26 protein-coding genes, 10 tRNA genes, 1 other RNA gene and 1 pseudogene are annotated in these 23,728 nt (G+C 35.0%); 35 read left to right on the top strand and 3 right to left on the bottom strand.

Going from position 1 to position 23,728, the window contains the following annotated elements:
• The first annotated feature begins 80 nt into the window (after positions 1 to 80).
• From TTHE_RS10035 to TTHE_RS09970, 15 genes are all read left to right on the top strand, one after another.
• On the top strand, positions 81 to 437 hold the full coding sequence (locus tag TTHE_RS10035) for a DUF134 domain-containing protein (RefSeq protein WP_013298464.1): 357 nt from the start codon (positions 81 to 83) through the stop codon (positions 435 to 437).
• A 114-nt stretch (positions 438 to 551) separates the two neighbouring features.
• Positions 552 to 791, top strand: coding sequence for a preprotein translocase subunit SecG (secG, locus tag TTHE_RS10030; protein WP_013298463.1), 240 nt, complete (start codon positions 552 to 554; stop codon positions 789 to 791).
• 59 nt (positions 792 to 850) lie between these two features.
• On the top strand, positions 851 to 1,861 hold the full coding sequence (locus TTHE_RS10025; protein WP_013298462.1) for a deoxyguanosinetriphosphate triphosphohydrolase: 1,011 nt from the start codon (positions 851 to 853) through the stop codon (positions 1,859 to 1,861).
• A 128-nt stretch (positions 1,862 to 1,989) separates the two neighbouring features.
• Complete coding sequence (gene dnaG, locus TTHE_RS10020; RefSeq protein ID WP_013298461.1) at positions 1,990 to 3,786, top strand: DNA primase; 1,797 nt, start codon at positions 1,990 to 1,992, stop codon at positions 3,784 to 3,786.
• A gap of 31 nt (positions 3,787 to 3,817) precedes the next feature.
• The gene (gene rpoD / locus TTHE_RS10015; RefSeq protein ID WP_013298460.1) at positions 3,818 to 4,891 is read left to right on the top strand and encodes an RNA polymerase sigma factor RpoD; all 1,074 of its coding nucleotides are present in this window, start codon (positions 3,818 to 3,820) and stop codon (positions 4,889 to 4,891) included.
• A 51-nt stretch (positions 4,892 to 4,942) separates the two neighbouring features.
• A tRNA-Asn gene (locus tag TTHE_RS10010) sits at positions 4,943 to 5,017 on the top strand.
• A 5-nt stretch (positions 5,018 to 5,022) separates the two neighbouring features.
• A tRNA-Ile gene (locus tag TTHE_RS10005) sits at positions 5,023 to 5,098 on the top strand.
• Between the two features lie 52 nt (positions 5,099 to 5,150).
• Positions 5,151 to 5,861: a tRNA (adenine(22)-N(1))-methyltransferase gene (locus TTHE_RS10000; protein ID WP_041587584.1), complete on the top strand. Its 711-nt coding sequence runs from the start codon at positions 5,151 to 5,153 to the stop codon at positions 5,859 to 5,861.
• Positions 5,824 to 6,939 carry a Nif3-like dinuclear metal center hexameric protein gene (locus TTHE_RS09995; protein ID WP_013298458.1) on the top strand — a complete coding sequence of 372 codons (1,116 nt, stop codon included), beginning with the start codon at positions 5,824 to 5,826 and terminating at the stop codon, positions 6,937 to 6,939. Before TTHE_RS10000 ends, TTHE_RS09995 begins: the two co-directional genes overlap by 38 nt.
• A 63-nt stretch (positions 6,940 to 7,002) precedes the next feature.
• Positions 7,003 to 7,394, top strand: an RNA gene (gene rnpB / locus TTHE_RS13825) — RNase P RNA component class A.
• A gap of 76 nt (positions 7,395 to 7,470) precedes the next feature.
• Positions 7,471 to 8,589 (top strand): tRNA 2-thiouridine(34) synthase MnmA, encoded by a 1,119-nt coding sequence (gene mnmA / locus TTHE_RS09990; RefSeq protein WP_013298457.1) that lies wholly within the window; start codon positions 7,471 to 7,473, stop codon positions 8,587 to 8,589.
• A 63-nt stretch (positions 8,590 to 8,652) separates the two neighbouring features.
• Positions 8,653 to 9,354, top strand: a complete 702-nt coding sequence (gene deoD, locus TTHE_RS09985; protein WP_013298456.1) for a purine-nucleoside phosphorylase — start codon at positions 8,653 to 8,655, stop codon at positions 9,352 to 9,354.
• 20 nt (positions 9,355 to 9,374) lie between these two features.
• Complete coding sequence (manA, locus tag TTHE_RS09980; protein WP_013298455.1) at positions 9,375 to 10,331, top strand: mannose-6-phosphate isomerase, class I; 957 nt, start codon at positions 9,375 to 9,377, stop codon at positions 10,329 to 10,331.
• A 55-nt stretch (positions 10,332 to 10,386) separates the two neighbouring features.
• Positions 10,387 to 10,460, top strand: a tRNA-Val gene (locus tag TTHE_RS09975).
• Between the two features lie 41 nt (positions 10,461 to 10,501).
• Positions 10,502 to 10,578 (top strand) — tRNA-Val (locus TTHE_RS09970).
• 90 nt (positions 10,579 to 10,668) lie between these two features.
• On the opposite strand, the gene TTHE_RS09965 is transcribed toward TTHE_RS09970, so the two are convergent.
• Positions 10,669 to 11,295: an SGNH/GDSL hydrolase family protein gene (locus tag TTHE_RS09965; RefSeq protein ID WP_013298454.1), complete on the bottom strand. Its 627-nt coding sequence runs from the start codon at positions 11,293 to 11,295 to the stop codon at positions 10,669 to 10,671.
• A 133-nt stretch (positions 11,296 to 11,428) separates the two neighbouring features.
• Here TTHE_RS09965 and TTHE_RS09960 point away from each other — a divergent pair.
• From TTHE_RS09960 to TTHE_RS09925, 8 genes are all read left to right on the top strand, one after another.
• Positions 11,429 to 11,500, top strand: a tRNA-Ala gene (locus TTHE_RS09960).
• A 142-nt stretch (positions 11,501 to 11,642) separates the two neighbouring features.
• Complete coding sequence (locus tag TTHE_RS09955) at positions 11,643 to 11,852, top strand: DUF3006 domain-containing protein (RefSeq protein ID WP_013298453.1); 210 nt, start codon at positions 11,643 to 11,645, stop codon at positions 11,850 to 11,852.
• Positions 11,853 to 11,864: 12 nt separating this feature from the next.
• A complete protein-coding gene (locus TTHE_RS09950; protein ID WP_013298452.1) occupies positions 11,865 to 12,818 on the top strand; it encodes a ComEC/Rec2 family competence protein in 954 nt (317 codons plus the stop codon).
• 79 nt (positions 12,819 to 12,897) lie between these two features.
• Complete coding sequence (locus TTHE_RS09945; protein WP_013298451.1) at positions 12,898 to 13,968, top strand: glycosyl hydrolase family 18 protein; 1,071 nt, start codon at positions 12,898 to 12,900, stop codon at positions 13,966 to 13,968.
• 115 nt (positions 13,969 to 14,083) lie between these two features.
• The gene (locus TTHE_RS09940; RefSeq protein ID WP_013298450.1) at positions 14,084 to 14,860 is read left to right on the top strand and encodes a prolipoprotein diacylglyceryl transferase; all 777 of its coding nucleotides are present in this window, start codon (positions 14,084 to 14,086) and stop codon (positions 14,858 to 14,860) included.
• Positions 14,861 to 14,909: 49 nt separating this feature from the next.
• Positions 14,910 to 15,386, top strand: coding sequence for a GAF domain-containing protein (locus TTHE_RS09935; RefSeq protein WP_416318196.1), 477 nt, complete (start codon positions 14,910 to 14,912; stop codon positions 15,384 to 15,386).
• An 84-nt stretch (positions 15,387 to 15,470) separates the two neighbouring features.
• The gene (locus TTHE_RS09930; RefSeq protein ID WP_013298448.1) at positions 15,471 to 16,040 is read left to right on the top strand and encodes a LemA family protein; all 570 of its coding nucleotides are present in this window, start codon (positions 15,471 to 15,473) and stop codon (positions 16,038 to 16,040) included.
• A 12-nt stretch (positions 16,041 to 16,052) separates the two neighbouring features.
• On the top strand, positions 16,053 to 16,862 hold the full coding sequence (locus tag TTHE_RS09925) for a TPM domain-containing protein (protein WP_013298447.1): 810 nt from the start codon (positions 16,053 to 16,055) through the stop codon (positions 16,860 to 16,862).
• Here TTHE_RS09925 and namA read toward each other — a convergent pair.
• Positions 16,859 to 17,881 carry an NADPH dehydrogenase NamA gene (namA, locus tag TTHE_RS09920; protein WP_013298446.1) on the bottom strand — a complete coding sequence of 341 codons (1,023 nt, stop codon included), beginning with the start codon at positions 17,879 to 17,881 and terminating at the stop codon, positions 16,859 to 16,861. The genes TTHE_RS09925 and namA overlap by 4 nt on opposite strands.
• A gap of 166 nt (positions 17,882 to 18,047) precedes the next feature.
• Here namA and TTHE_RS09915 point away from each other — a divergent pair, with 166 nt between their 5' ends.
• The 12 genes from TTHE_RS09915 (at position 18,048) to TTHE_RS09860 (ending at position 23,534) form a co-directional block, all read left to right on the top strand.
• Complete coding sequence (locus TTHE_RS09915) at positions 18,048 to 18,269, top strand: NifU family protein (RefSeq protein ID WP_013298445.1); 222 nt, start codon at positions 18,048 to 18,050, stop codon at positions 18,267 to 18,269.
• A 112-nt stretch (positions 18,270 to 18,381) separates the two neighbouring features.
• A complete protein-coding gene (locus tag TTHE_RS09910; RefSeq protein WP_013298444.1) occupies positions 18,382 to 19,896 on the top strand; it encodes a hypothetical protein in 1,515 nt (504 codons plus the stop codon).
• 4 nt (positions 19,897 to 19,900) lie between these two features.
• Positions 19,901 to 20,038, top strand: a complete 138-nt coding sequence (locus tag TTHE_RS09905; RefSeq protein WP_041587466.1) for an alpha/beta-type small acid-soluble spore protein — start codon at positions 19,901 to 19,903, stop codon at positions 20,036 to 20,038.
• Positions 20,039 to 20,094: 56 nt separating this feature from the next.
• The gene (locus TTHE_RS09900; RefSeq protein WP_013298442.1) at positions 20,095 to 20,850 is read left to right on the top strand and encodes an SIR2 family NAD-dependent protein deacylase; all 756 of its coding nucleotides are present in this window, start codon (positions 20,095 to 20,097) and stop codon (positions 20,848 to 20,850) included.
• A gap of 76 nt (positions 20,851 to 20,926) precedes the next feature.
• On the top strand, positions 20,927 to 21,130 hold the full coding sequence (locus TTHE_RS09895) for a cold-shock protein (protein ID WP_013298441.1): 204 nt from the start codon (positions 20,927 to 20,929) through the stop codon (positions 21,128 to 21,130).
• A gap of 161 nt (positions 21,131 to 21,291) precedes the next feature.
• Positions 21,292 to 21,367 (top strand) — tRNA-Val (locus TTHE_RS09890).
• A gap of 4 nt (positions 21,368 to 21,371) precedes the next feature.
• Positions 21,372 to 21,448 (top strand) — tRNA-Asp (locus TTHE_RS09885).
• Positions 21,449 to 21,463: 15 nt separating this feature from the next.
• A tRNA-Phe gene (locus tag TTHE_RS09880) sits at positions 21,464 to 21,539 on the top strand.
• 9 nt (positions 21,540 to 21,548) lie between these two features.
• A tRNA-Gly gene (locus tag TTHE_RS09875) sits at positions 21,549 to 21,624 on the top strand.
• Positions 21,625 to 21,630: 6 nt separating this feature from the next.
• Positions 21,631 to 21,704: transfer RNA gene (locus TTHE_RS09870), tRNA-Cys, on the top strand.
• 361 nt (positions 21,705 to 22,065) lie between these two features.
• On the top strand, positions 22,066 to 22,794 hold the full coding sequence (locus TTHE_RS09865) for an ABC transporter ATP-binding protein (RefSeq protein ID WP_013298440.1): 729 nt from the start codon (positions 22,066 to 22,068) through the stop codon (positions 22,792 to 22,794).
• Positions 22,791 to 23,534, top strand: a complete 744-nt coding sequence (locus TTHE_RS09860) for an ABC transporter permease (protein WP_013298439.1) — start codon at positions 22,791 to 22,793, stop codon at positions 23,532 to 23,534. The genes TTHE_RS09865 and TTHE_RS09860 overlap by 4 nt, the downstream gene beginning before the upstream one ends.
• On the opposite strand, the pseudogene TTHE_RS14015 reads toward TTHE_RS09860, so the two are convergent.
• Positions 23,531 to 23,695, bottom strand: a pseudogene (locus TTHE_RS14015) (DUF1003 domain-containing protein); the annotation flags it as partial. The gene TTHE_RS09860 and the pseudogene TTHE_RS14015 sit on opposite strands and share 4 nt — an antisense overlap.
• Between the last annotated feature and the right edge of the window lie 33 nt (positions 23,696 to 23,728).

Here is a 23,728-nt window from a genome sequence, read left to right as displayed (position 1 = left end):
TATTAATATCTTGATGTAAATATCAGATAAGTGTTAAAATAGTACTATAACATGTATAAAAGAATATGGGATGTGATAATATGCCAAGACCTCAAAAATGCAGATGGGTAAAATGTGAACCAAACGTTAATTATTTCAAGCCGGTAGGGATACCTATGCATTCTTTAAATGAAGTAGTGCTTACAGTCGAAGAATTTGAAGCTATTAGGCTAAAGGATTTGGAAGGTTTAGAGCAAGAAGAGTGTGCAGAAAAGATGAAAGTTTCAAGGCCAACATTTTTTAGAATTATTATTTCCGCTCGTGAGAAAGTTGCTGATGCTCTTGTTAATGGAAAGGCAATTAAAGTGGAGGGCGGAAATTACAAAGTTTATGGAGACGATACAGTACATCATGGTCATTGCCACAGGCACGGTATGGATATAAATGAAGATGAGTAATTATATTTTAATCCCTTTCACGATTTTAAATTTATGCTTGATATGAATAAGTTATTGTTATATAATAAAAATAGTGTAGTATGCACGTAAATCTGATTTTCGGAGGTTAAACATATGCTAAAAATAATAGTACTTATAATTCATATTATTGTCAGTTTATTTATGATGGCAGTTATTTTGTTGCAACAGGGCAAAAGTGCAGGTATATCTGGAGCTATAGCAGGTGGTGCTGAAACTTTCTTTGGCAAAAATAAGGCAAGGACGATGGAAGGCACTTTGGAGAGACTTACGACAATCAGTGCAGTCGTATTTATCATTACTTCATTGATATTAACATTGCTGATGGGAAAATAATATCGTTTGGTTGTGGAATAAAACCCTTTTTGGGTTTTCTTTTTTGAGAAGGTGATAAGATGAATATAAGAGAAATATCTGAAGATATGGAATATAAAATACTATCACCGTATGCAGCACACAGTATGGAAACAAAAGGAAGAGTTAGCGAAGAAGAAAAGTGCGATATACGTACAGATTTTCAAAGGGACAGGGATAGAATCATACATTGTAAGGCATTTCGAAGATTAAGCCATAAAACGCAAGTTTTTATTTCGCCTGAAGGAGATCACTATAGGACGAGATTGACTCATACTTTAGAAGTTGCTCAGATCTCAAAGACGATTGCAAGAGCTTTAAGGCTTAATGAGGATTTGACTGAAGCGATTGCATTGGGGCATGACTTGGGTCATACTCCTTTTGGACATTCCGGAGAGCAAGTATTGAACAAACTTTTAAAGGACGGCTTTAGGCATAATGTACAGAGCTTGAGAGTTGTTGACGTATTAGAAAACAATGGTTCAGGACTCAATTTGACTTGGGAAGTAAGAGATGGAATACTAAATCATTCTACTTCAGGCAGTCCAGGAACTCTTGAGGGAAAGATAGTTCAACTGTCTGATAAAATAGCGTATGTAAACCATGATATAGATGATGCTATAAGAGGTAAAATATTGACAAATGATGATATACCTAGAGATTTAAGGCAAATATTGGGAGATACCCACAGCAAGAGAATAAATACAATGGTAAGAGACATAATCGAGAATAGCATGGGTAAAAATGATATATCTATGAGTGATGATATCTATGAGGCGACTTACAGTCTCAGAGATTTTTTATTTAAAAAAGTATATATAGGATCTAAAGCAAAAAGCGAAGAAATTAAAGCCAAAAAGGTTGTCGAGCAACTTTTTAATTATTTTTACGAGAATGTAGATGGTATGCCGAAAGAATTTGTTGAGTTGACATATAAATACGGAAAAGAGAGAGCAGTAGCAGATTATATAGCTGGAATGACTGATAAGTACGCTATAATCAAATATAAAGAGCTTTTTTTGCCTTCACCGTGGGAAGATAAAAATTTTTAAAATATAAAAAGACAAGCAGGATTTTAGGAATTTATGTCGAATATATTATTTCCGTGAAAATTTTATAATTGTTTATAAAAAAGAGGATTTTACTGTTTTTTGTCGAACTAAATATAAAGGTGGTGTTTATGTCTTATTCGAAAGACGTAATTGATAGAGTTATAGAAGAAAATGATATAGTTGATATAGTTTCAAATTATGTTTCATTAAAGAGATCTGGAAAAGACTTTAAAGGATTATGCCCATTCCATCATGAAAAAACACCATCCTTCAATGTAAGTCAAGAAAAACAGCTTTATCATTGTTTTGGTTGCCATGCAAGCGGAAATGTCATTACCTTTGTAATGAATATAGAAAATATAGGTTTTAAGGAAGCCGTTGAATTCTTGGCAGATAAAGCTGGTATAAAAATCGAGGAAGAAAATTTATCAGGCATAGAGTATCAAAAGAAAAAGCTGAAAGAAGAAATATATGAGATAAATAGATTAGCTGCTATATTTTATTACAAATGCCTTTATTCTAGATCTGGACAAGCCGCTTTAAAATATCTTTACGATAGAGGTATAGATGACGTTACGATAAAAAGATTTGGCCTTGGATATTCACCATCGAGTGGACTCGAATTATTGAAATATTTAAAAGAGCATAAATATAGTATAGATACGATGGTTAATGCAGGCTTAATATCAAAAAGCAATAATGGTAGATTCTATGACAGGTTTAGAAATCGAGTAATGTTCCCAATAATTGATGAAAAAAACAATGTAATAGGATTTGGCGGTAGAGTGCTTGATAATATGAAACCAAAATATTTAAACACTCCTGAAACTATTGTTTTTAAAAAAGGCAAGACGCTATATGGAATTAATTATGCTAAAAAGACGAGGGAAGATAAATTTATCATCGTTGAAGGATATATGGATGCTATTGCTTTGTATCAAAGTGGAATTGACAATGTTGTTGCGTCATTAGGTACGGCTCTGACTCTAGAGCAAGGTAAACTCATTAAAAAATATAAAAATATAGTTGTCATATCTTACGATGCAGATGAAGCTGGTGTAGAGGCAACAATCAGGGGACTTAATTTATTAGATGAGTTAAACTTAAATGTGAATATCTTAACAGTGCCAAATGGAAAGGATCCTGATGAATACGTAAGAAAAGAAGGTTTTGATGCGTTTAAAAAGCTTCTTGAAAAAACAGACACATTGATAGAGTATAAAATTAAAAAGTATAAGCAGGATTTAGATTTGAATAATCCTGCAGACAGAATCAAATATATCAAAAAGGTATGTAAGGATCTTTCTACAATTAAAGATAAAGTAAAAAGAGATGTATATGTATCAATAGTAGCAAAAGATGCTCAAATACCTGAAAACACTATTAGAGCAGAAATAGATCAATTTGTCAAGGGTTTTGTACAAAATAATAAAAAAATTAGGTATACAGTTGGCAATAATAGGCATAATATTAAATACAGTGGGATAAAAAAGATACCATCCCTTAAGTATTTGATTGCATTGCTGCTAATTGATAATAAACTTTATGATAAGGTAAAAGAAAAGCTGGACATAAATGACATTGACGATGAACTTTTAAAGTCTGTTATAACATTTATTTTTGAAAGGCTTGAAGATGGAGGACATGTAGATATAAAAGACTTAAGCTTTATGTTGGACAATGCTAAATTAAGAGACGAATTTAACGATATATTCGATATACTGTATAGCGAGAAAGAAATTAATGAAAAAATAGTTGATGATTGCATCAGAGAGATAATAAAAGACGATTTAAGCAGGAAGATAGTTCGCATTAAAAAGGAAATCGATGATTCTTATATTGCTGGTGACATTGAAAAAGAGAGAGAACTTTTAGTACAATTACAGAATTATGAAAAGGAGATGCTGAAGTTAAAAAATGGCTGATAAAAAGGTTACCCATAAGGAGGGGACACCCGTGAACAAAGAAAAAGTAAAGAATTCTATAAAAGAACTTATTGATAAAGGCAAAAAAAATGGAATGCTGACTTACAATGAGATAATGAATTCTCTTGAAGATATCGACATGGATGCTGAACAAATCGAGAAAGTCTATGACACATTTGAAAAGTTGGGGATAGAAATTGTAGGAGAAGAGCCTCAGCAGGAAGAATTGATACCTGAAGAGGATTTAGACTTGGATTTATCCATTCCTGAAGGCATTAACATCGATGATCCGGTAAGAATGTACTTAAAGGAGATTGGCAAGATTCCTCTTTTATCTCCTGATGAAGAGATAGAGCTTGCAAAAAGGATAGAAAAAGGAGATGAAGAAGCCAAAAAGAGGCTGACTGAGGCAAATTTAAGGCTTGTAGTTAGTATCGCAAAAAGATATGTAGGAAGAGGTATGCAGTTTCTCGATTTAATACAAGAAGGAAACTTGGGGCTTTTGAAAGCTGTTGAAAAGTTTAATTACAGAAAAGGCTTCAAATTCAGCACATATGCTACATGGTGGATAAGGCAGGCAATAACAAGGGCAATAGCTGATCAGGCTAGAACAATAAGAATCCCTGTTCATATGGTAGAAACTATTAATAAGCTTATAAGAGTTTCAAGACAGCTTTTGCAAGAATTAGGACGTGATCCACTGCCGGAAGAGATTGCTAAAGAAATGGATATGTCGGTAGATAAAGTCAGAGAAATAATGAAAATAGCTCAGGAACCAGTATCATTGGAGACTCCTATTGGTGAAGAAGAAGATAGCCATCTTGGTGATTTTATACCTGATGAAGATGCTCCAGCTCCAGCAGAGGCAGCGGCGTTTACAATGCTAAAGGAGCAGCTTATAGATGTTCTTGACACATTGACTCCTAGAGAAGAAAAAGTATTGAGGTTGAGGTTTGGGTTAGATGACGGCAGAGCAAGGACACTGGAGGAAGTTGGTAAAGAGTTTAATGTTACGAGGGAGAGAATAAGACAGATAGAAGCAAAAGCTTTAAGAAAGTTGAGACACCCAAGCCGCAGCAAAAAGTTGAAAGACTTTTTAGATTAGTTTAATACAGGCTTGACACAAGACAAAAATGTAGTATAATAATTATTGTATTCCTCAGTAGCTCAATGGTGGAGCAACCGGCTGTTAACCGGTAGGTTGTAGGTTCGAGCCCTACCTGAGGAGCCATATTAGGGCCTTTAGCTCAGTTGGTAGAGCGGTCGGCTCATAACCGATTGGTCCGGGGTTCGAGTCCCTGAAGGCCCACCATATAAGATGAAAGGACAGGCATTTGATTAACAAATGCTTTTTATTTTATAAAATGAAGCTGTCAAAGAGATTAAAGTCTATTGTTGAAATGGTACAAGTTCATTCAAAAGTTGCAGATATTGGGACAGATCATGGTTATATACCTGTCTATCTCTATTCAAATGGCATTTCAGACTACATTATTGCATCTGATGTAAAATTAGCTTCCATTAATAAAGCTATTGATGAGATCGAAAGGCACAAGTTGTCAGAAAATATTATTGTACGACTTGGTGATGGATTAAGCGTTGTAAAACCTTACGAAGTCGATACTGCAATAATAGCAGGAATGGGTGGAATACTAATAGCAGATATTTTGGAAAAAGATAAAAATATTGCATCAACGATAAAGAGGTTTATTTTGCAGCCTATGACATCATCAGACCATCTTCGGAGATATATTTATGAAAATGGTTATTCAATTATTGATGAAGACCTTGTTTTCGAAAAAGGTAAATTTTTCGAAATAATAACTGTTGAGCATGGAATTGAAACGGTTGACGATGAGATTTTTTTTGAAATAGGCAAAAAACTCTTTGAAAAGAGTCACCCTTTGCTTAAAGATTATATAAGATATAAGATAGGAAAGTTGAATAAAATAGTTGACGAAGTTTCTAAAAGCAATAATAGTGTCTCTTTAAAAGAGGATATTTTGCATAAAATTAAAAAATATGAGGTGTTATTATATGAGTCTGAAATGCCAGACAATAGCCGGAATGATTGACAAACTTGCACCACATAAGTGTGCAGAAGATTGGGATAACATAGGCCTACTAGTTGGAAATCCTCAAAAAGATGTCTCTACTGTGATGGTAGCCCTTGATGCAACGAAAGAAGTTGTAAAAGAGGCTATATCAAAAGATGTAGACATGATTATCACACATCATCCAATTATATTTAGACCTTTAAAGAACGTACGTACAGATAATCCAGCGGGTGAAATAATAAGCCTATTAGTAAAAGAAGATATCCCAGTTTATTCGGCGCATACTAACTTTGACGCTGCAAAGGGTGGAATGAACGATATTCTTTGCAATATACTTGGTATATACAATGAGGAAATATTGCAGGTTACATACAAAGAAGGATATAAGAAAATCGTCGTGTATGTGCCTATTGGATATGAGGAGATAGTAAAAACCGCTATGTGCAATGCAGGTGCCGGATTTATAGGAAATTACAGTGATTGTACTTTTCAAATATTGGGTACAGGGAGTTTTAGACCATTAGAGGGAACAAATCCTTTCATAGGCGAAATAGGTAAAGTGGAAAATACACAAGAAATAAGGATTGAGACGATTGCTCCAGAAAAATTGGTTAATAGAATAATAAGCGCTATGCTGAAAGTTCATCCATATGAAGAAGTAGCGTATGATATATATCCAGTAGAGACGCTATATAATGAATATGGAATAGGAAGAATAGGATACATAAAAGGTACTACATTAGGAGACCTTGCCAATGATGTAAAAGCGAAGTTAGGACTAAAGAATCTTAGAGTTGTAGGCGATTTGCGAAAGACCATAAATAAAGTGGCTATTTGCGGTGGTAGCGGTGGTAATCTTGTATCAATATCAGCTTTTAAAGGTGCCGATGTTTTGATTACAGGAGATGTTGGATACCATGACGCAATAGATGCTAAACATTTGGGACTATCGATAATCGATGCAGGCCACTTTGGCACTGAGAAGATTTCAGTAAATTTTATTGCAGAATATATAAGAGATGAAGTACAGAAAATGAATATAGATTTGAATGTAATTACAAGCGAAATACAATCTGATCCATTTATATTCATGTAATAATTACCATTTGACAATTAACAGCAATAGTGATATCATGTTAACTCTAGAGAGTAAAATGTACGAGTAAGCCAGATGGTCGCGTACAATATGTACGAGGAAAGTCCGAGCTCCATAGGGCAAGGTGCCGGGTAATACCCGGTGGAGGTGACTCCAAGGAAAGTGCAACAGAGATATACCGCCTGCTATTTATTTTGATATGAATTGTAATTTTATTAAGTACGTTATACATATCGAAATAAGTAGCGGGTAAGGGTGGAAAGGCGAGGTAAGAGCTCACCAGCATCCAGGCGACTGGAATGCTCTGTAAACCCCACCTGGAGCAAGGTAAAATAGGAGGGAATAATAAGTGGCCCGCTTAACCCTCGGGTAAAACCGCTAGAGGTATCAGGCAACTGATATCGTAGATAGATGACCATCTAAAACAGAACTCGGCTTATAGACTTGCTCGTAATTAAAGCAAAGAACTCAATGTCATATGGCATTGGGTTTTTTTCAATAATTAATTTTTAAGAGAGGTTGTAAATCTAAATGATTGAAAGTAATAAGAATATAAAAGTCGTAGTAGGAATGTCTGGTGGAGTTGATTCATCTGTGTCAGCACTGCTTCTTAAAGAGCAGGGATACGATGTAGTCGGGATATTTATGAAAAACTGGGATGAAGAGGATGATTCTGGATACTGTACAGCAGCAGAGGATTATGAGGATGTTGTCAGAGTTTGCGATAAAATTGGCATACCGTATTATTCAATAAATTTTACTCAGGAATATTGGGATAGGGTATTCAAATATTTTTTGGACGAATACAGAAGTGGAAGAACACCAAATCCAGATGTTATGTGCAACAAGGAGATAAAATTTAAAGCTTTTTTAGATTTTTCATTAAAAATTGGAGCAGACTATATTGCAACAGGTCACTATGCAAGAATAGAATACAGCAACGGTAAATACAGGATGTTAAAAGGCGTCGATAAAAATAAAGATCAAACATACTTCTTGTGTGAGTTAGGCCAGAAGCAGCTTTCTAAGACGATATTTCCCATAGGTCACCTAAATAAATTCGAAGTCAGAGAAATAGCTAGAAAGGCCGGTCTTAAAACTGCAGATAAAAAAGACAGCACAGGCATATGCTTTATCGGAGAAAGGAAGTTCAAAGAATTTTTAAATCAATTTCTGCCTGCTAAGCCGGGAGAAATAAGAGATTTATCAGGACGCGTGTTAGGAAAACACGACGGATTGATGTTTTATACATTAGGACAGAGAAGAGGGCTAGGAATAGGTGGTATTGGAACTGGAGAACCTTGGTTTGTAGTTGATAAAGATGTTGAAAACAATATACTTTATGTGGCACAAGGTGAAAAAAATCCAGCTTTATATTCGTATGCACTGTTCACTAAAGATGTTAATTGGATTGACAACAGCATAGAAGCTGATACATTTAGATGTAAGGCAAAATTTAGGTATAGACAGCCTGACCAAGATGTAACTGTTTATGCTAAAGATGATGGGTACTTTGTAGTCTTTGATAAGCCACAAAGAGCTGTTACACCAGGACAATTTGTTGTATTTTATGATGGTGAATATTGCCTCGGTGGTGGTGTAATAGACAGTATCATAAAAGACGAAAATATTGTTAAGGATTATATATAATTGAAGATTTAAACTTTTTTTGTTAATATAATATTGGATAAAATATGAAGAGGAGATGCATTTATGAGTATTCACATTGGCGCAAAAGAAGGAGAAATAGCAAATACAGTGCTGCTTCCAGGAGATCCTTTAAGAGCTAAATATATTGCCGAGAATTTTTTAAGCGATGTAAAGTGCTATAATGAAGTCCGCGGAATGTACGGGTATACAGGAAATTATAAAGGGAAAAGGGTATCTGTACAAGGGACAGGCATGGGCATACCGTCTATATCGATATATGTGAACGAGCTTATAGAAAGCTATAATGTAAAAAATCTGATAAGAATTGGCACATGTGGTTCAATGCAGCCCGATATAAATATTAGGGATGTAATATTGGCAATGTCTTCTTCAACAGATTCCGCTATAAATAGGATTAGATTTAATGGCATGGATTATGCTCCAACTGCTAGCTTTAAGCTTCTAAAAAAAGCTTATGATGCTGCTACAAGTATGGGTATAAATGTGAAAGTAGGAAACGTCCTTTCTTCGGATACATTTTACAACGATGATAAAGATAGCTGGAAACTGTGGGCAAAATTTGGAGTTTTGGCAGTTGAAATGGAGACTGCAGGTCTTTACACTTTAGCTGCTAAATACGGTGTAAATGCGCTTACTATATTGACGGTTAGCGACAGCCTTGTAACTGGTCACGCAACATCAGCAGAAGAAAGGCAAAAGACATTCAATGATATGATTAAAATTGCTTTTGAAGTCGCAGAATAATTTTTTAAGGTGGTGATTAAATGCAACCATTAAAATTCAAACCTATATTCATGGAGAGAATATGGGGAGGCGATGCGTTAAAGACAAAATATGGCTTTAATATTCCCTACGGTAAAAAAATCGGTGAGTTGTGGTGCATATCGGATAATAGGACAGCAGTGAGCGAAGTTGAAGGCGGCAGTTTTGACGGCGTCAAATTAAATGAATTGGCAAAACAGCATAAAAATGATATATACGGTGAAGGTAAATCATATGATAGATTTCCTTTGCTGATAAAGATAATAGATGCAAACGACAAGCTATCGGTGCAGGTGCATCCAGACGATGATTATGCGTACAAACATGAGAATGGCGATCTCGGTAAAACAGAAATGTGGTACATAATCGATGCGAAGCCAGGTGCTAAACTTGTTTGCGGTTTAAAAGAAGGTACTACAAAGGAACAGTTTAAGACACTGCTGGACGAAGGCAGATTGGAAGATTGCCTAAATGAGATTGAAATAAATCCTGGCGATGTAGTTTATATTCCTTCAGGTTTGGTACATGCTATTGGTGATGGTATACTCATATGTGAAATACAGCAAAATTCTGACCTTACTTACAGAGTTTATGATTACAATAGAGTTGACGATAATGGCAATAAAAGGGAGCTTCATATAGATAAGGCTTTAGATGTAATTGATTTTAATTTAAAGAGTGATAAGATTGTACCTGAATACAAAAAAATAGAAGGCGGTAGTATTGCAGAAGTAGTGAGGTCAAAATATTTTAATACGGACGTAATAAATATAGATACATCTGTAATTATTGATACGAAAGGAATATTCAATACATTGGTAGTTGTAGAAGGTGAATGTGAATTAGTTTGTGGGGACGATATGATGCACTTAAAAAGAGGTGAATCAGTATTAATTCCTGCGTCTATTGATAGATACATAATTGATGGGAAGTGCAAAGTAGTAAGGTCGTATATTTAAAGAAAACGGAATATTGACATAAATAAAAAAATATAATATACTAAACTTACAGATTGGGGTTATAGCTCAGCTGGTTAGAGTGCTACGTTGACATCGTAGAGGTCACAGGTTCGAGCCCTGTTAACCCCATCATGATAATTATATACATAAATTCTTAATATTTAAAAAGTGGGGTTATAGCCCAGCTGGTTAGAGCGCTACGCTCACATCGTAGAGGCCACAGGTTCGAGCCCTGTTAACCCCACCAAATGAGAAATGTCCGGCTATCAAAGTCGGATTTTTATTTCAAAAAAACTGCCTCATTTTTGAATACAGAGGCAGTATGAAATAAAATTATTTATAAAGCTTTAACTAATTTAAGCCATTCTTTTGCAATAAGTGCATGTCCCGCATTTGTTGGATGTACGCCGTCTACTGTCCAGAAAAGAGGATCTTTTATGATTGAAAATTGAGCCATGATACCGTCAAGTGGAATAAAATATGCTCCAAATTCGTAAGCAAGCTTCCTTACTACATGTATTTTTGGGTCCAAATCCACTCTCCAGTCTTTGCGGTCTTCTGGCTCTGGTAGGACGAAAGGTTCCATCATTATTATTTTTGCGTTTAGCTCTTCTTTTGTTCTTGTTAGTATGTACCTATAGTCTTCTTCAAATTTTTCTGGAGATGTGTAGTCATGGCTGTCGTAATTTCTCCAAGTGTCATTTATACCTATCAATATACTTACTACTGTAGGCTTTAGATCCAAACAATCGGTAGTCCATCGATTTTTAAGGTCTCTTACTCTGTTGCCACTGACTCCTCTATTTAAAAATTTAACGTTTAATTCCGGATGAAGTGCTGCAAACAAAGAAGCAATGATATTTGGATATCCATATCCTAGATCGTCAGGGTTTTCCCTATTGCGACCAGCATCTGTGACGCTATCTCCTTGAAAAAGAACAATATCATTGTCTTTTAAAAGCATACTACCATCTCCTTATTATATTGGAAACATATTATATCGTAAATTATGTTATCATTTAATAGACGTTATTGCAATGTGAAAACAAAAAAATTTGTAGAAATTATAGTGATTTTATAGTATAATTATCTACGATGGGGATGTAACTCAGCGGGAGAGTACCACATTCGCATTGTGGGAGTCGAGGGTTCAAATCCCTTCATCTCCACTTACAATTATAAACTTACATTAAAAATTGCTAACGTAAGTTAGTAATTTTTTTTGCTTAAATTTTATGATGATACATAAAATAAAGCTGAATGACATGTGATGCAGTGGCTGCGTGTTATAATAAAAGCGGAGGGATGTCTATGGATGAGAAATGTATTATAGATCGATTTGAAGGTGACTATGCGGTTATAGAGTATGGCCGTACTACGTTTAATCTTCCACGCTCGCTTTTGCCAAGGGAAGCAAAAGAAGGAGACATACTTACGTTTGATATTCATATAGATAAAGAAGAGACGAAAATGAGGAGCCAATACATAAAAAAACTTGCTGATGAATTATTCAGAGAATAAAGAGGTGCAATTATGCTAAAAAAGTTTTTCATAGTATTTTTGATTTTTACTTTACTTTTTTCTATTGCTGGATGCTCTTCGACAAATAATCAAGGCACCAATATTACTGCACCGGCAGGCAGTGCGGCGGATTCAAATCTAAGTGAATCGCAAAATACTGCAAGTGCAAATAAGGCCGGGCTGTTAAAAGTTCACTTTATAGACGTAGGACAAGGTGATAGTATTTTTATACAATCACCTACTGGAGAAACTATGTTAATAGATGCTGGAGTACCCCAGATGGGCAATAAAGTCGTCAATTATTTGAAAAATTTAGGAGTAAAAAAAATTGATATTCTAGTAGGAACACATCCGCATGAGGACCATATTGGTGGTATGGATTACGTAATAAATGATTTTGATATTGGCAAATTTTACATGCCGAAAGTGACGACAAATACAAAGACATTTGAGTATGTATTGAATGCGGCAAAAAATAAAGGATTAAAGATAGACGTGGCAAAAGCGGGAGTTTCACTTGACTTAGGTACTTCTTTGACTGCAGTGATGATTGCACCGAACGGCACAAAATATGATGATCTCAATGAATACAGTGCTGTAATCAAATTAACCTACGGCGATACATCCTTTTTGTTTACAGGGGATGCTGGAGCTGAATCAGAAAAAGAAATGATTAATCAAGGATACGACTTAAAGTCTGATGTCCTTAAAATTGGCCATCATGGAAGCTATACGTCGACCACAACTGCCTTTTTAAATGCTGTTGATCCAGAGTATGCTGTCATTTCAAGCGGCAAAGGAAATGACTACGGTCATCCACATAGTGTGACATTAAAAAAGCTTAAAGTAAGGAATATACCTGTATATAGGACAGATGAATGTGGAACAATTGTTGCAACAAGCGATGGACATAAGATATCATTTAATGTCAAACCGGGAGATTATGTGCCAGGGCAAAGAAACTAAAAAATAGCGTTTTATTACATAAATATTTAGTTTTCAAGAAAAGATATAACCAGGAAGTTTTATAAGGAGGTTATATCTTATGAAAAGTACCAAGAAGATTTTTTCATTCTGTTTGATGCTTGTCATTGTGATTACATCCATTTCAATGGCAGGATGTAAAAGCTCTGTAAAAAAGCCGCTTACTGCAAAGAAAAGTTTAAATGTTGTAGGATTTTATATGGATTCGCCAGGTTACGATAATTCATACAATTCACTTGTTAAATATGCGAAATACATGGACACTTTGTCACCATTATGGCTAACTGTTCAAGGCGATGGTACAGTGAAAGATTCCACTAATCCAAAGGCGCTAAGCTTTGCTAAGAAAAATGGGCTAAAAGTGATACCACTTGTAAACGTGGCTGACAGCAAAGACTCCGTGTTGACTGATTCGAAAGTTAAGACTGAGACAATGAATGAGCTTATAAGCCTATTGAGAAAGCATGGTTTCGACGGATATAATATAGATTTTGAATTCATACCTCATGGAACAAAAAACTATGTTCAGGATAAAGATTATCTTACAGCATTTATGGGCACTTTTAGAATGATGATGAAAAAAGAAGGGAAAATTCTGGATATGTCTGTAATACCGCACTATCAGGTTTCACCTGAGATATCAGGAATATATGATTACCATAAGTTAGCTCCACTAGTGGATCATGTGACATTGATGACTTATGATAGGCATAATGCGTCGTCACCACCGGGGCCGGTGTCGCCTGAACAGTGGGTTGAAACCAATGTTAAGGATGCTTTGAATGAGGGGTTTAAACCAAGTCAGATATGCCTCGGTGTTGCAACGTATGGCTATGACTGGCCTGCTAATAAGTCAGGAGGCTTTTCTGTGCCAACTAAAGCAATACTTCAAAATGCTCAACAAAAGGGTGTAAATATACAGTGGAGCGACACTTACCAAGAACCATACTACACATACTACGATAGTACTTATGGTGTAACGAGGCAAGTGTGGTTTGAAAACTCTACTACTATGGGAGAAAAAATCGATGTTGCAAAAAAATACGGAATACATGGAATATGTATATGGAGAATAGGTTTTGAGACACCGTCATTCTGGGATACCATATCAAAAAAGATAGGAGCAAAATAAAGGCAGGGTGGTATAAAGCCACCTTGTTTTTGTAAAAAGGCAATAAAACGTTGACTTAATATAAAAAGAATAATATAATCGAATTACAGCAAATAAACATATTTGGAGGTTAGTTATGTATATACCATCTATTAACCCGTATGCTTTTAAAATAGGACCTATTGCTGTACATTGGTATGGAATATTTATGGCCATATCGATAGCTGCAGGTGCCTATTATTTGTACGTAAAATCGAAAGAGCTGAATTACGATGAAGATTTTTTGTTGAATCTACTGATGATTGTAGTTATATCGGGAATCGTCGGCGCAAGATTGATGTTTGTATTGGCAAACGACATAGACTGGTTCTACAAGGACCCTATACAAATTTTAAAGATCTATGAAGGCGGTCTTTCATGGCATGGAGCAGTATTAGGCGGGTTTCTTGCAGGCCTTTATTATTGTCGCAAGAAAAATGTCAGGATAAATCCATTGGAAGACTATGCCGTTATTGGACTGGCTATAGGAAATATGTTGGTCAGGATAGGAAATATATTCAATCAGGAAGTATTGGGAAGACAGACGGATTTTGCCTTTGGAAGATGGCCTGCACAGTTAGTTGGCGTAGCCATGGGACTTATACTTTTAATACGGTATTTTTACATTGAGAGAAAGCACATGCCTTATGGGTACCAGTTTTGGTCATTTATATTTTATTATCAGCTTATGAGAGGATTAATCGAAGAAACGGTAAGGGACAATCCTTTGTTTTTACCTGTTTATTTAAACAAACATCTTGGAATTGGCTTTTTCACTTTGACTCAGATAGCTACACCATTCATACTAATATTGGCATATTGGATGATGAGACGTGTCATAAACGATCCAGAAAATAAAAAGTTGAGTTTCTAACCTGCTTTATGCGGGTTTTTTATATAACAGACAAAGAAATTAAGGAAGGATGATTTTAGTGGATAAAAAAGTCATTTTCGAAAGATTGCTACCAATGGTAGAAAAAGCATCAAGAGAAATAGATGACTTAGACTATTTTTATCATGAGGTAGTGAAAATACTAGATAGTAATGTACCGTACTACAACTGGACAGGCTTTTACTTTATGCAAGATGGGCTTCTTCAGCTTGGACCATATATAGGAAGGCCAACGGAACACGTAAAAATAAAAGTTGGTCAGGGAATATGCGGCAGAGCAGTTGCAGAAAATTCTACTATCGTGGTTGATGATGTTACAAAGGAGGAAAATTACCTTGCCTGCAGTATAGAAACAAAGTCTGAAATAGTCGTACCTATTCGTGTAGGTGATGAAATAATAGGCGAAATTGACATAGACAGTGATGAAAAAAGCGCATTCGACGACGATGATAGGAATTTTTTAGAAGCTGTTGCAGACATAGTTAGCAAAAAAATAGCGAATAAATGAGGTATATTGCCTCATCATTTTTGTAGATAAAAACATATAAATAATATATAATGTTAAATATAAATCATTGAAAGGAGAGCAAATATGAAGAGATCATCAGTTATTTTACTTGCAATATTAGCTGTTGTCGTGATATTTGTGGCATATTTTTTTGCAAGCTACAATTCTCTTGTCAGTCAGCAAGAAAATGTCAATAGCAAATGGAGCCAGATTGACAACCAACTACAAAGGAGAGCAGATTTAATACCAAATCTTGTTGAAACAGTTAAAGGATATGCAGCACATGAACAAGCTGTATTTGACAGTGTAAATAAGGCAAGAGAAAAGCTCTTGTCTGCAAATACGGTGCAGGAAAAGGCAAATGCTAATGATGAACTTGGTACTGCACTTGGAAGATTGCTTGCCATATCAGAAAATTATCCTACATTAAAAGCGGATCAGAATTTTAGGCAGCTAAGTGATGAGCTAGCTGGTACAGAAAACAGGATTGCTGTTGCAAGAATGGACTACAACAACGCTGTACAGCAGTACAATACAAGTATTAGGCAGTTTCCAAATGTGATTATCGCCAGGATGTTTGGCTTTACAGAAAAGCAGTACTTCAAGGCGCAAGCCTCAGCATCAGAAGTTCCAAAAGTGGACTTTTCAAAATAGGGAGGTTAAATAGTGATAAAATATGGAAAAGTCTTTTTGCTGTCAATTTTATTTCTATTGATATTTACTGAGATTTTTGCAGCATCAATACCTCCGAAGCCTTCACAATACGACTATGTCTACGATTATGCAAAGCTCATGAATCAAAGTGATATTGAGACAATTAGAAGCATAGGAAAGGAAATAGAAGATTTAAGCGGTGCTCAAATTATCGTTGTAACTGTTAACGACATCGGAAATTATCAAATTTCTGACTATGCACTAAATTTATTTAGAAGCTGGGGGATTGGTCAGAAAGACAAAAACAACGGTGTACTGCTTTTAGTGGATAAAAAAAGACTTCTAAAAGGATTAAGCGGAAAAGTATTCATATCTGTAGGTTATGGACTAGAAGGTGCCATACCTGACTCTGTAGCAGGGAGAGTGCTGGATGATTATGTGCTGCCAAAGTGGGATAACAAAGATTATTCTGGCGGTATTGTGGATGGATACAAGGCAATTGCATCATTAGTTGCCAAAGAGTATAATATAGATTTAAAAAATGTCGATACAAACGAATATCCTCAGCCAAATACGGATAATAATGATAAAGTTAAAGGTATAATTTCAGTTGTAATTTTTATAATTTTAATACTTATTTTTTCTTCTTTCCGTCGCAATTGGTGGTGGGGCGGCGGCCCCGGAGGATTTGGTGGAGGATTTGGCGGCGGCTTTGGAGGTTTTGGTGGCTCTGGAGGAAGTGGCTTTGGAGGAGGCGGTTTCGGCGGCAGTGGAGGAAGTTTTGGTGGTGGTTCTACTGGCGGAGGTGGAGCTGGTCGCTAAACTCTGAATTTGCCTCTTTCATATTGCTTTGGCCATTTAATATCTTCTTTTAGGTCGTGAGCTGCGTATAGAGGCCAATACGGATTCCTAAGAAGCTCCCTTCCAAGAGCTATTAAATCAGCCTTTTCATCTTTAAGGAGTTGTTCTGCCATTTCTGCTTTTGTTATAAGACCAACTGCGGCTGTTTTAAACCCCAATTCTTCTTTTATTCTTTCTGAGTATTTTACTTGATAACCAGGATACAAGTCGATTTTTGCATTTAAAAGTCCGCCGGTGCTGACGTCTATCAAATCTACATCTTGGTCTTTTATGTGTGATAGAATATTTATCATCTCATCAATATTTATTCCGCCGCTAATATAATCATCAGCAGACACCCTTACAAATATCGGCTTATTATCTGGCCATACTTCTTTTACAGATTTTATGACTTCTTTAAGTATTCGCACTCTATTATCAACAGAACCGCCATATTCGTCATTTCTTTTGTTGGAAAGAGGAGACAAAAATTCATGTATGAGATATCCATGGGCGGCATGTATTTCAATTATATCAAATCCAGCTTTAAGAGCTCTCTTTGCTGCATCTTTGAATTTAATAGTTATATCTTTGATTTCATCTTTTGTAAGTTCATGTGGGAGTTTATATTCGTCGCTCCAATTCATCGCTGAAGGTGCTACCGGCGTTTCATCAGTTACTTCTGACTTCCTGCCTGCATGTGCCAGTTGTATTCCAACTGTAGCACCGTGCTTTTTACATTCATCTACAATTTTTTTAAGTGGCTCTATTTGTTCATCATTCCACAGCCCCAAGTCATTATCAGTAATCCTTCCTCTGCTTTCAACTGCTGTGGCTTCCATCATAATCAAACCTACACCGCCTATAGCTCTAGTCACATAATGGACAAAATGCCAATTATTTGCCAATCCATCTGTATCTGCAGAATATTGGCACATTGGCGACATCATAATCCTGTTTTTTATTGTTACGCTTTTAATTTTTAATGGTGTAAATAACATAATAACATCTCCTTTCAAATATATGATACCACTTAAACAGTTAAAATAAAAATTATTATAAGAAAAAATATATCAATTACAAAAACGTATTCATAAACATGATTTATTTCTTTTTTTAAAGTTTCGTGGTATAATAGATTTAGATTTAGATAAAGGAGGGTATATTGTGAAAGAAAGAGTAGAAGAAGTTTTAAATCTTTTAAGACCTTCTCTTCAAGCAGACGGCGGAGATGTTGAACTCATTGACGTTACTGATGATGGTGTTGTTCAAGTTAAATTGACTGGAGCTTGCGGCGGATGTCCGTTTGCAGTTATGACGTTAAAAGAAGGAATAGAAAGAGCAATAAAAGAGGAGCTACCTGAAGTAAAGGAAGTTGTTGCTCTTTAAAAATAAAAAAGTCCGGATTATTTCCGGATTTTTTAATTAGAAAAAAGGATTTTAAAAAAATACATAGAATACTATATATGGAAATAATTTCTAATAGGGAGGTATTCTATGTATGCTTAAGAAAAATATGATATCTTTGTTATTGGCGTTAATCATTACATTTAGCTCAAATTCCTTTGCATTTAGTTTATCTGAGTATACTTCAGAGTATTATGCCGATAGATATTTAAATCTTATAAAAGAGAAAATGCCTTTTGTAAAAGATATGTCATTAGAGAGCATCAAAAAAAATAATGATGGTTCGTTAAGCATTAATATGAAAGCCGATAATGAAATATACAAAACTCTTAATGTATTAATAAATAATGGCATTATAACAAGTGTTGATTATTATGTTGATCCGTTAAGCTATTCTTTAGGAGAAAGTTTAGAATCAAATATAAGTGCGGATGATGCAATAACTACGGGCAGGAGATTGCTTGAAAATTTGTTTAATGAGAAATTTGCATACATATCAACTATTAAAGATGAAACATATCTTGATGACGCTTTAAAAAAGCCCACAATTTATAAATTATTGTTTAAAAATACAATATCTAATGTGCTAGTTTACAATTCTAATGCGTATGTATATATCGACTCTAAAAGCGGAGATATATTGAAGTTAAAAGCAAAATGGTTAGATGAATCTTTATATAATAAAGAAAGGGAAATGTTGGATGCAAATGAAGCGGCAAAAATTTTTAAAGAGAAGTTTGATCCCGTTCTCGTATACTTAAAAAATAATGATAGTGATTTTCCAAAATACGGATTGTACTATATATTTAACGTCGATTATAACTTTTTAGGAATAGATGCCATAAATGGTGAGGCTATAGACTATAATGGAGACGAACTTTATAATGACATTATTTATATAAAAGGCAATTCAACAGAATTAAAAAGTTTCGATAAAATAGTGTCCTATGAGGAAGCGTTGGAAATTGCAAAAAAGGAAATTTCGAATCTAAAAATTAATGATTTAAACATTTTAAATAGCAAAAAAATAGACAAATATTTTTTAACGGGGAAAACCGCATATGCATTCAATATGAATCGAACAGAAGGAAATTTAATCGCCAATGCAAGCGTAGCTGTTGATGAAGAAAGTGGAAAAGTAATTAGCGAAAATATAGACATTTCCAACAATGATGGATTGTTTGATACTGAAGGTGATATAGATAGAGTTATTGATTATGTTAAAGGAATTTTTAGTGAAAAGACATATAGTCTTGCACTAATAAAAAATCCTGCAATATATGGCAATGAAAAGACGTATTTATTTTACCGAATTTACAATAATGCAATAGTGATGGATAATTATTTAAGAATTAAAACAGACAAAGATGGTAAAATAATAAATGTCTCTATAATTTGGGATGATGCAGAAAAGCCTTGTAAAAAAATTGTAGATAAAAATGTGGTAAAAAATATATTTTTAGATAAAAAGCCGATTCTGTACTATATTTACAGCAATGAAGGAAAAATCGAGCCAATTTATATATTTGGCAACATGAATTATATCATTGATGCATCGACAGTAAAAAGAGTATCTATCGATGAATTCGGAAAAGTTGATAGGAGTTGATAGAATGAATGATAAACTTAAACTCGAAGCCGCAAAAGAATTAGGATTGTTGGAAAAAGTATATAAAGTAGGCTGGTCAAATTTAACTGCTCAAGAAACTGGCAAGATTGGTGCAATTGTCAAAAAGAGAAAAAAAATATAACTTTGTGATGCAAAACCGCACTTAAGTGATATACTTGTATTTGAGAGGTGATGACAATGAATGCAAAAGAAAATATTTATGAGAAAGCTGCAGAATTAATTGAAAAATCTAAAAAGACGATTGTGTTAACAGGTGCAGGTATATCAACTGAAAGCGGGATCCCTGATTTTAGAAGTCCGGGAACTGGGCTGTGGGAAAAGATGGACCCCATGGAGGCTTTGTCTACAAGAGTATTGTACAATGATCCTATTAAATTCTACAATAACGGCTTTAAAATTCTTTTATCTATGAAAGATGCGAAACCAAATAAAGCCCACTATATTTTAGCTCAATTAGAACAAGAAGGTTTGATATCTGGAGTAATAACCCAAAACATAGACAACTTGCATCAAAAGGCTGGATCTCACAAGGTATTTGAAGTTCATGGGCAGACAAGGACTGGAAGCTGCATAAACTGTGGTGAGGTAGTTTCGATTGATTTACTAAATTCAAAAGTTGAGAAAAATGAGATACCGCCTAAATGCGACAAATGCAATGGTATTTTAAGGCCTGATGTAGTGATGTTTGGAGACCCAATGCCGGAGGATTTTGAGAGGGCTTGGCGTGAGGCGGAAAGCAGCGACTTAATGGTTGTAATAGGTTCTTCACTGACGGTATCGCCGGTAAATTTTCTTCCTGGATTAGTAAAGCACCTTATAATTATCAATAAATCAGAAACGCCAGAAGACAGAAGAGCTGATGTAGTGATAAGGGAATCCGCTAGTGAAGCATTAAGCACTATTTTAGCATATCTAAAAATAGCAAAAAATTAAAATACATTTGACAATGTATATGCTTGAGTGCTATTATTAATAGGTAAATTATTTATCATGTTTGGAGGAAGATATAATGGTAAGAGGTAAAGTTAAATGGTTCAATGCTGAGAAAGGTTATGGCTTCATAGAAAGAGAAGGAGGTTCAGATGTATTCGTACACTACTCAGCGATTGAACAAGATGGTTTTAAGACATTAGAGGAAGGACAGGAAGTTGAGTTTGATATCGTTGAGGCAGAAAAAGGGCCACAGGCTGCAAATGTTAAAAAGGTTTCTTAAAGAGAAATTTAACCCTAACAGAGATGTTAGGGTTTTTAATTATATTAGTAGATTGTAAATAATGATGTAGTTGCTTTTTATCTAGACTGCTGAAAAAATTTTAAAAAAGGATATTGACGAATTAGAGTTTTTTATGTATACTAATACTTGTCACGGAAATTGGTCGTATAGCTCAGCTGGGAGAGCACCTGCCTTACAAGCAGGGGGTCATAGGTTCGAGCCCTATTGCGACCACCATTATGGCCCAATAGCTCAGTTGGTTAGAGCGCCAGCCTGTCACGCTGGAGGTCGAGGGTTCGAGCCCCTTTTGGGTCGCCATATAATTTAAAATTAGCCTCGATAGCTCAGTCGGTAGAGCAAGGGACTGAAAATCCCTGTGTCAGTGGTTCGATTCCACTTCGAGGCACCATAAAGATATGCGGACATAGCTCAGTTGGTAGAGCATCACCTTGCCAAGGTGAGGGTCGCGAGTTCGAGTCTCGTTGTCCGCTCCATAATTTGGCGGCATAGCCAAGTGGTAAGGCAGAGGTCTGCAAAACCTTTATCTCCAGTTCGAATCTGGATGCCGCCTCCATATTTAATCAAGCGATATCAAGCCTTTCATGGCTTTTATTTTTTTATATTTGTGTCAAATCACGTCAGATTTTTTGCATTGATACGATCTTATTGACTTTGGATAGATTAAAAGAAGGGAATAACATACTTATTTTCCCTGAAAAATCAGAACAGGATATTCATAGGTAAAAAGAAAGTATATGATCCTAATAGATCATATAAAATTGAGAGAGAAAGAATCGCAAATTACCTTATGGAAAGTATTTCCGGTATGTATTACAATATACAATATGATGAAGATTTATAAAGAAGGATGATTTTAAAGTCTGCATCGTTTATTATGAAATAAATGATGTGTACGATTTTTGTGAGGTGCGAAAATGAAGGAGATAAAGTTTATAGATGTAAGTTTTAGCGATTCTGATGATGTAATTTTGAAGGATATAACACTGGAAATATATATGGGTCATATATACACAATTATAGGACCGTCAGGTGCTGGCAAGTCTACTTTGATAAAATTAATAAATAGGCTTATAGACCCGACTGAAGGCAAAATATTGATAGATGGAAACGATATAATGAATTATGACATAATACAGCTTAGGCGAAAGATTGGGATGGTTTTTCAGCAGCCATATCTTTTTGAGGGGACTGTTGAAGACAACATTAAATATGGACCTATGCTTAAAGGAAAGAGAGACGTTGATGTGGAATACTATTTAAAAATAGTTGGGCTTGATAAAAGTTATAGTAAGAAAAAAGTCGATGACTTATCTGGTGGTGAAGCACAGAGAATTTCTATAGCAAGGACACTTGCAAATGAACCAGAAGTGTTGCTGCTAGATGAACCGACGTCTGCGCTTGATCCGGCATCTACACAAGTGATTGAGGAGCTTGTAATTGATTTAAAAAACAAATTAAATCTTACATTTATTTGGATTACACATAATATGGAACAAGCAAAACGCGTTGGCGATTATACTATCTTTATAAATAAAGGACGATTAGTTGAATACGGAGAGACAAGAAATTTTTTCTTAAATCCTAAATTTGATGTAACGAAACTCTTCATTGATGGAAAATTGACAAAGGAGGAAGCTGAATGAGTGTATTGTCGCTTATATTGTCATCAAGTCTTGTATTGGTATCGATTTTCATTTCATATTATCAAAAACTTGGTGTTGAAAAAGAAGTAGTCATTGGCACTGTAAGAGCGGTTTTACAGCTTACAATTGTTGGATACATTCTTCATTATATTTTTAGCGCCAATAATATATTTTTTACACTTGCGATGGTAATTGTAATGATTATTGTGGCAGGAAATAATGCAGCAAAAAGAGGAAGAGGAATACCATACGTATTTTATTATATAACAATATCTATTGCATTTGGCGCTGCTATTACACTTACTGCACTAATATTATTTGGCAGCATACATTTTAGACCACAAGAAGTGATACCAGTCTCAGGTATGATAATAGGGAATGCAATGGTTTCGTCTGGACTAACAGTGTCAAGGCTTAAAGATGAGATGAAAAATAGAAGACATGAAATTGAGACGTATCTTTCACTGGGGGCTAATTCAAGACAAGCATCCCAGAAAATAATAAAAACAGCTATCAAAACAGGAATGATGCCCACGATAGACAGTATGAAAACTCTTGGTATTGTGCAGCTGCCAGGGATGATGACTGGTCTAATCTTAGGTGGTGTTGATCCTATAGATGCTGTTAAATATCAGATGATGGTTACATTCATGATGACATCAACAACAGCAATAGCATGTTTCTCAGTAGCCCTTTTATCATACACCCGCTTCTTTACGCCTAATCATCAATTGATTTAGGATAATGATTTATTTTTATCTTCTAAAAGCTTTAATATTTTTTCTTGATTTTCTATAATCTTATCGGCTTTTGTGTGAGGGTCTTCTATGATTAATTCTGCCTTTAAATTGACTTCGTAGTCATTTTGAGCTCTTAGTCTGTCTTTTGCTTCTTGTCTATTTTGATGTAAGAGTGTATTAACTTTTCCTTATTG

Origin of the sequence: Thermoanaerobacterium thermosaccharolyticum DSM 571 (assembly GCF_000145615.1) — a bacterium.
Classification (GTDB): Bacteria; Bacillota; Thermoanaerobacteria; order Thermoanaerobacterales; family Thermoanaerobacteraceae; genus Thermoanaerobacterium; species Thermoanaerobacterium thermosaccharolyticum.
The sequence above is the reverse complement of the archived record's forward strand: the minus strand, read 5'-3'. Positions and strand labels throughout refer to the sequence as shown.

Excerpts from the sequence above, each read along its gene's own strand:
- TTHE_RS10035 (WP_013298464.1), top strand. The coding sequence starts at position 81 with ATGCCAAGACCTCAAAAATGCAGATGGGTAAAATGTGAACCAAACGTT.
- secG (WP_013298463.1), top strand. The coding sequence starts at position 552 with ATGCTAAAAATAATAGTACTTATAATTCATATTATTGTCAGTTTATTT.
- TTHE_RS10025 (WP_013298462.1), top strand. The coding sequence starts at position 851 with ATGAATATAAGAGAAATATCTGAAGATATGGAATATAAAATACTATCA.
- dnaG (WP_013298461.1), top strand. The coding sequence starts at position 1,990 with ATGTCTTATTCGAAAGACGTAATTGATAGAGTTATAGAAGAAAATGAT.
- TTHE_RS10000 (WP_041587584.1), top strand. The coding sequence starts at position 5,151 with ATGAAGCTGTCAAAGAGATTAAAGTCTATTGTTGAAATGGTACAAGTT.
- TTHE_RS09995 (WP_013298458.1), top strand. The coding sequence starts at position 5,824 with ATGAGTCTGAAATGCCAGACAATAGCCGGAATGATTGACAAACTTGCA.
- mnmA (WP_013298457.1), top strand. The coding sequence starts at position 7,471 with ATGATTGAAAGTAATAAGAATATAAAAGTCGTAGTAGGAATGTCTGGT.
- deoD (WP_013298456.1), top strand. The coding sequence starts at position 8,653 with ATGAGTATTCACATTGGCGCAAAAGAAGGAGAAATAGCAAATACAGTG.
- manA (WP_013298455.1), top strand. The coding sequence starts at position 9,375 with ATGCAACCATTAAAATTCAAACCTATATTCATGGAGAGAATATGGGGA.
- TTHE_RS09965 (WP_013298454.1), bottom strand. The coding sequence starts at position 11,295 with ATGCTTTTAAAAGACAATGATATTGTTCTTTTTCAAGGAGATAGCGTC.
- TTHE_RS09955 (WP_013298453.1), top strand. The coding sequence starts at position 11,643 with ATGGATGAGAAATGTATTATAGATCGATTTGAAGGTGACTATGCGGTT.
- TTHE_RS09950 (WP_013298452.1), top strand. The coding sequence starts at position 11,865 with ATGCTAAAAAAGTTTTTCATAGTATTTTTGATTTTTACTTTACTTTTT.
- TTHE_RS09945 (WP_013298451.1), top strand. The coding sequence starts at position 12,898 with ATGAAAAGTACCAAGAAGATTTTTTCATTCTGTTTGATGCTTGTCATT.
- TTHE_RS09940 (WP_013298450.1), top strand. The coding sequence starts at position 14,084 with ATGTATATACCATCTATTAACCCGTATGCTTTTAAAATAGGACCTATT.
- TTHE_RS09935 (WP_416318196.1), top strand. The coding sequence starts at position 14,910 with ATGATTTTAGTGGATAAAAAAGTCATTTTCGAAAGATTGCTACCAATG.
- TTHE_RS09930 (WP_013298448.1), top strand. The coding sequence starts at position 15,471 with ATGAAGAGATCATCAGTTATTTTACTTGCAATATTAGCTGTTGTCGTG.
- namA (WP_013298446.1), bottom strand. The coding sequence starts at position 17,881 with ATGTTATTTACACCATTAAAAATTAAAAGCGTAACAATAAAAAACAGG.
- TTHE_RS09910 (WP_013298444.1), top strand. The coding sequence starts at position 18,382 with ATGCTTAAGAAAAATATGATATCTTTGTTATTGGCGTTAATCATTACA.
- TTHE_RS09905 (WP_041587466.1), top strand. The coding sequence starts at position 19,901 with ATGAATGATAAACTTAAACTCGAAGCCGCAAAAGAATTAGGATTGTTG.
- TTHE_RS09900 (WP_013298442.1), top strand. The coding sequence starts at position 20,095 with ATGAATGCAAAAGAAAATATTTATGAGAAAGCTGCAGAATTAATTGAA.
- TTHE_RS09895 (WP_013298441.1), top strand. The coding sequence starts at position 20,927 with ATGGTAAGAGGTAAAGTTAAATGGTTCAATGCTGAGAAAGGTTATGGC.
- TTHE_RS09865 (WP_013298440.1), top strand. The coding sequence starts at position 22,066 with ATGAAGGAGATAAAGTTTATAGATGTAAGTTTTAGCGATTCTGATGAT.
- TTHE_RS09860 (WP_013298439.1), top strand. The coding sequence starts at position 22,791 with ATGAGTGTATTGTCGCTTATATTGTCATCAAGTCTTGTATTGGTATCG.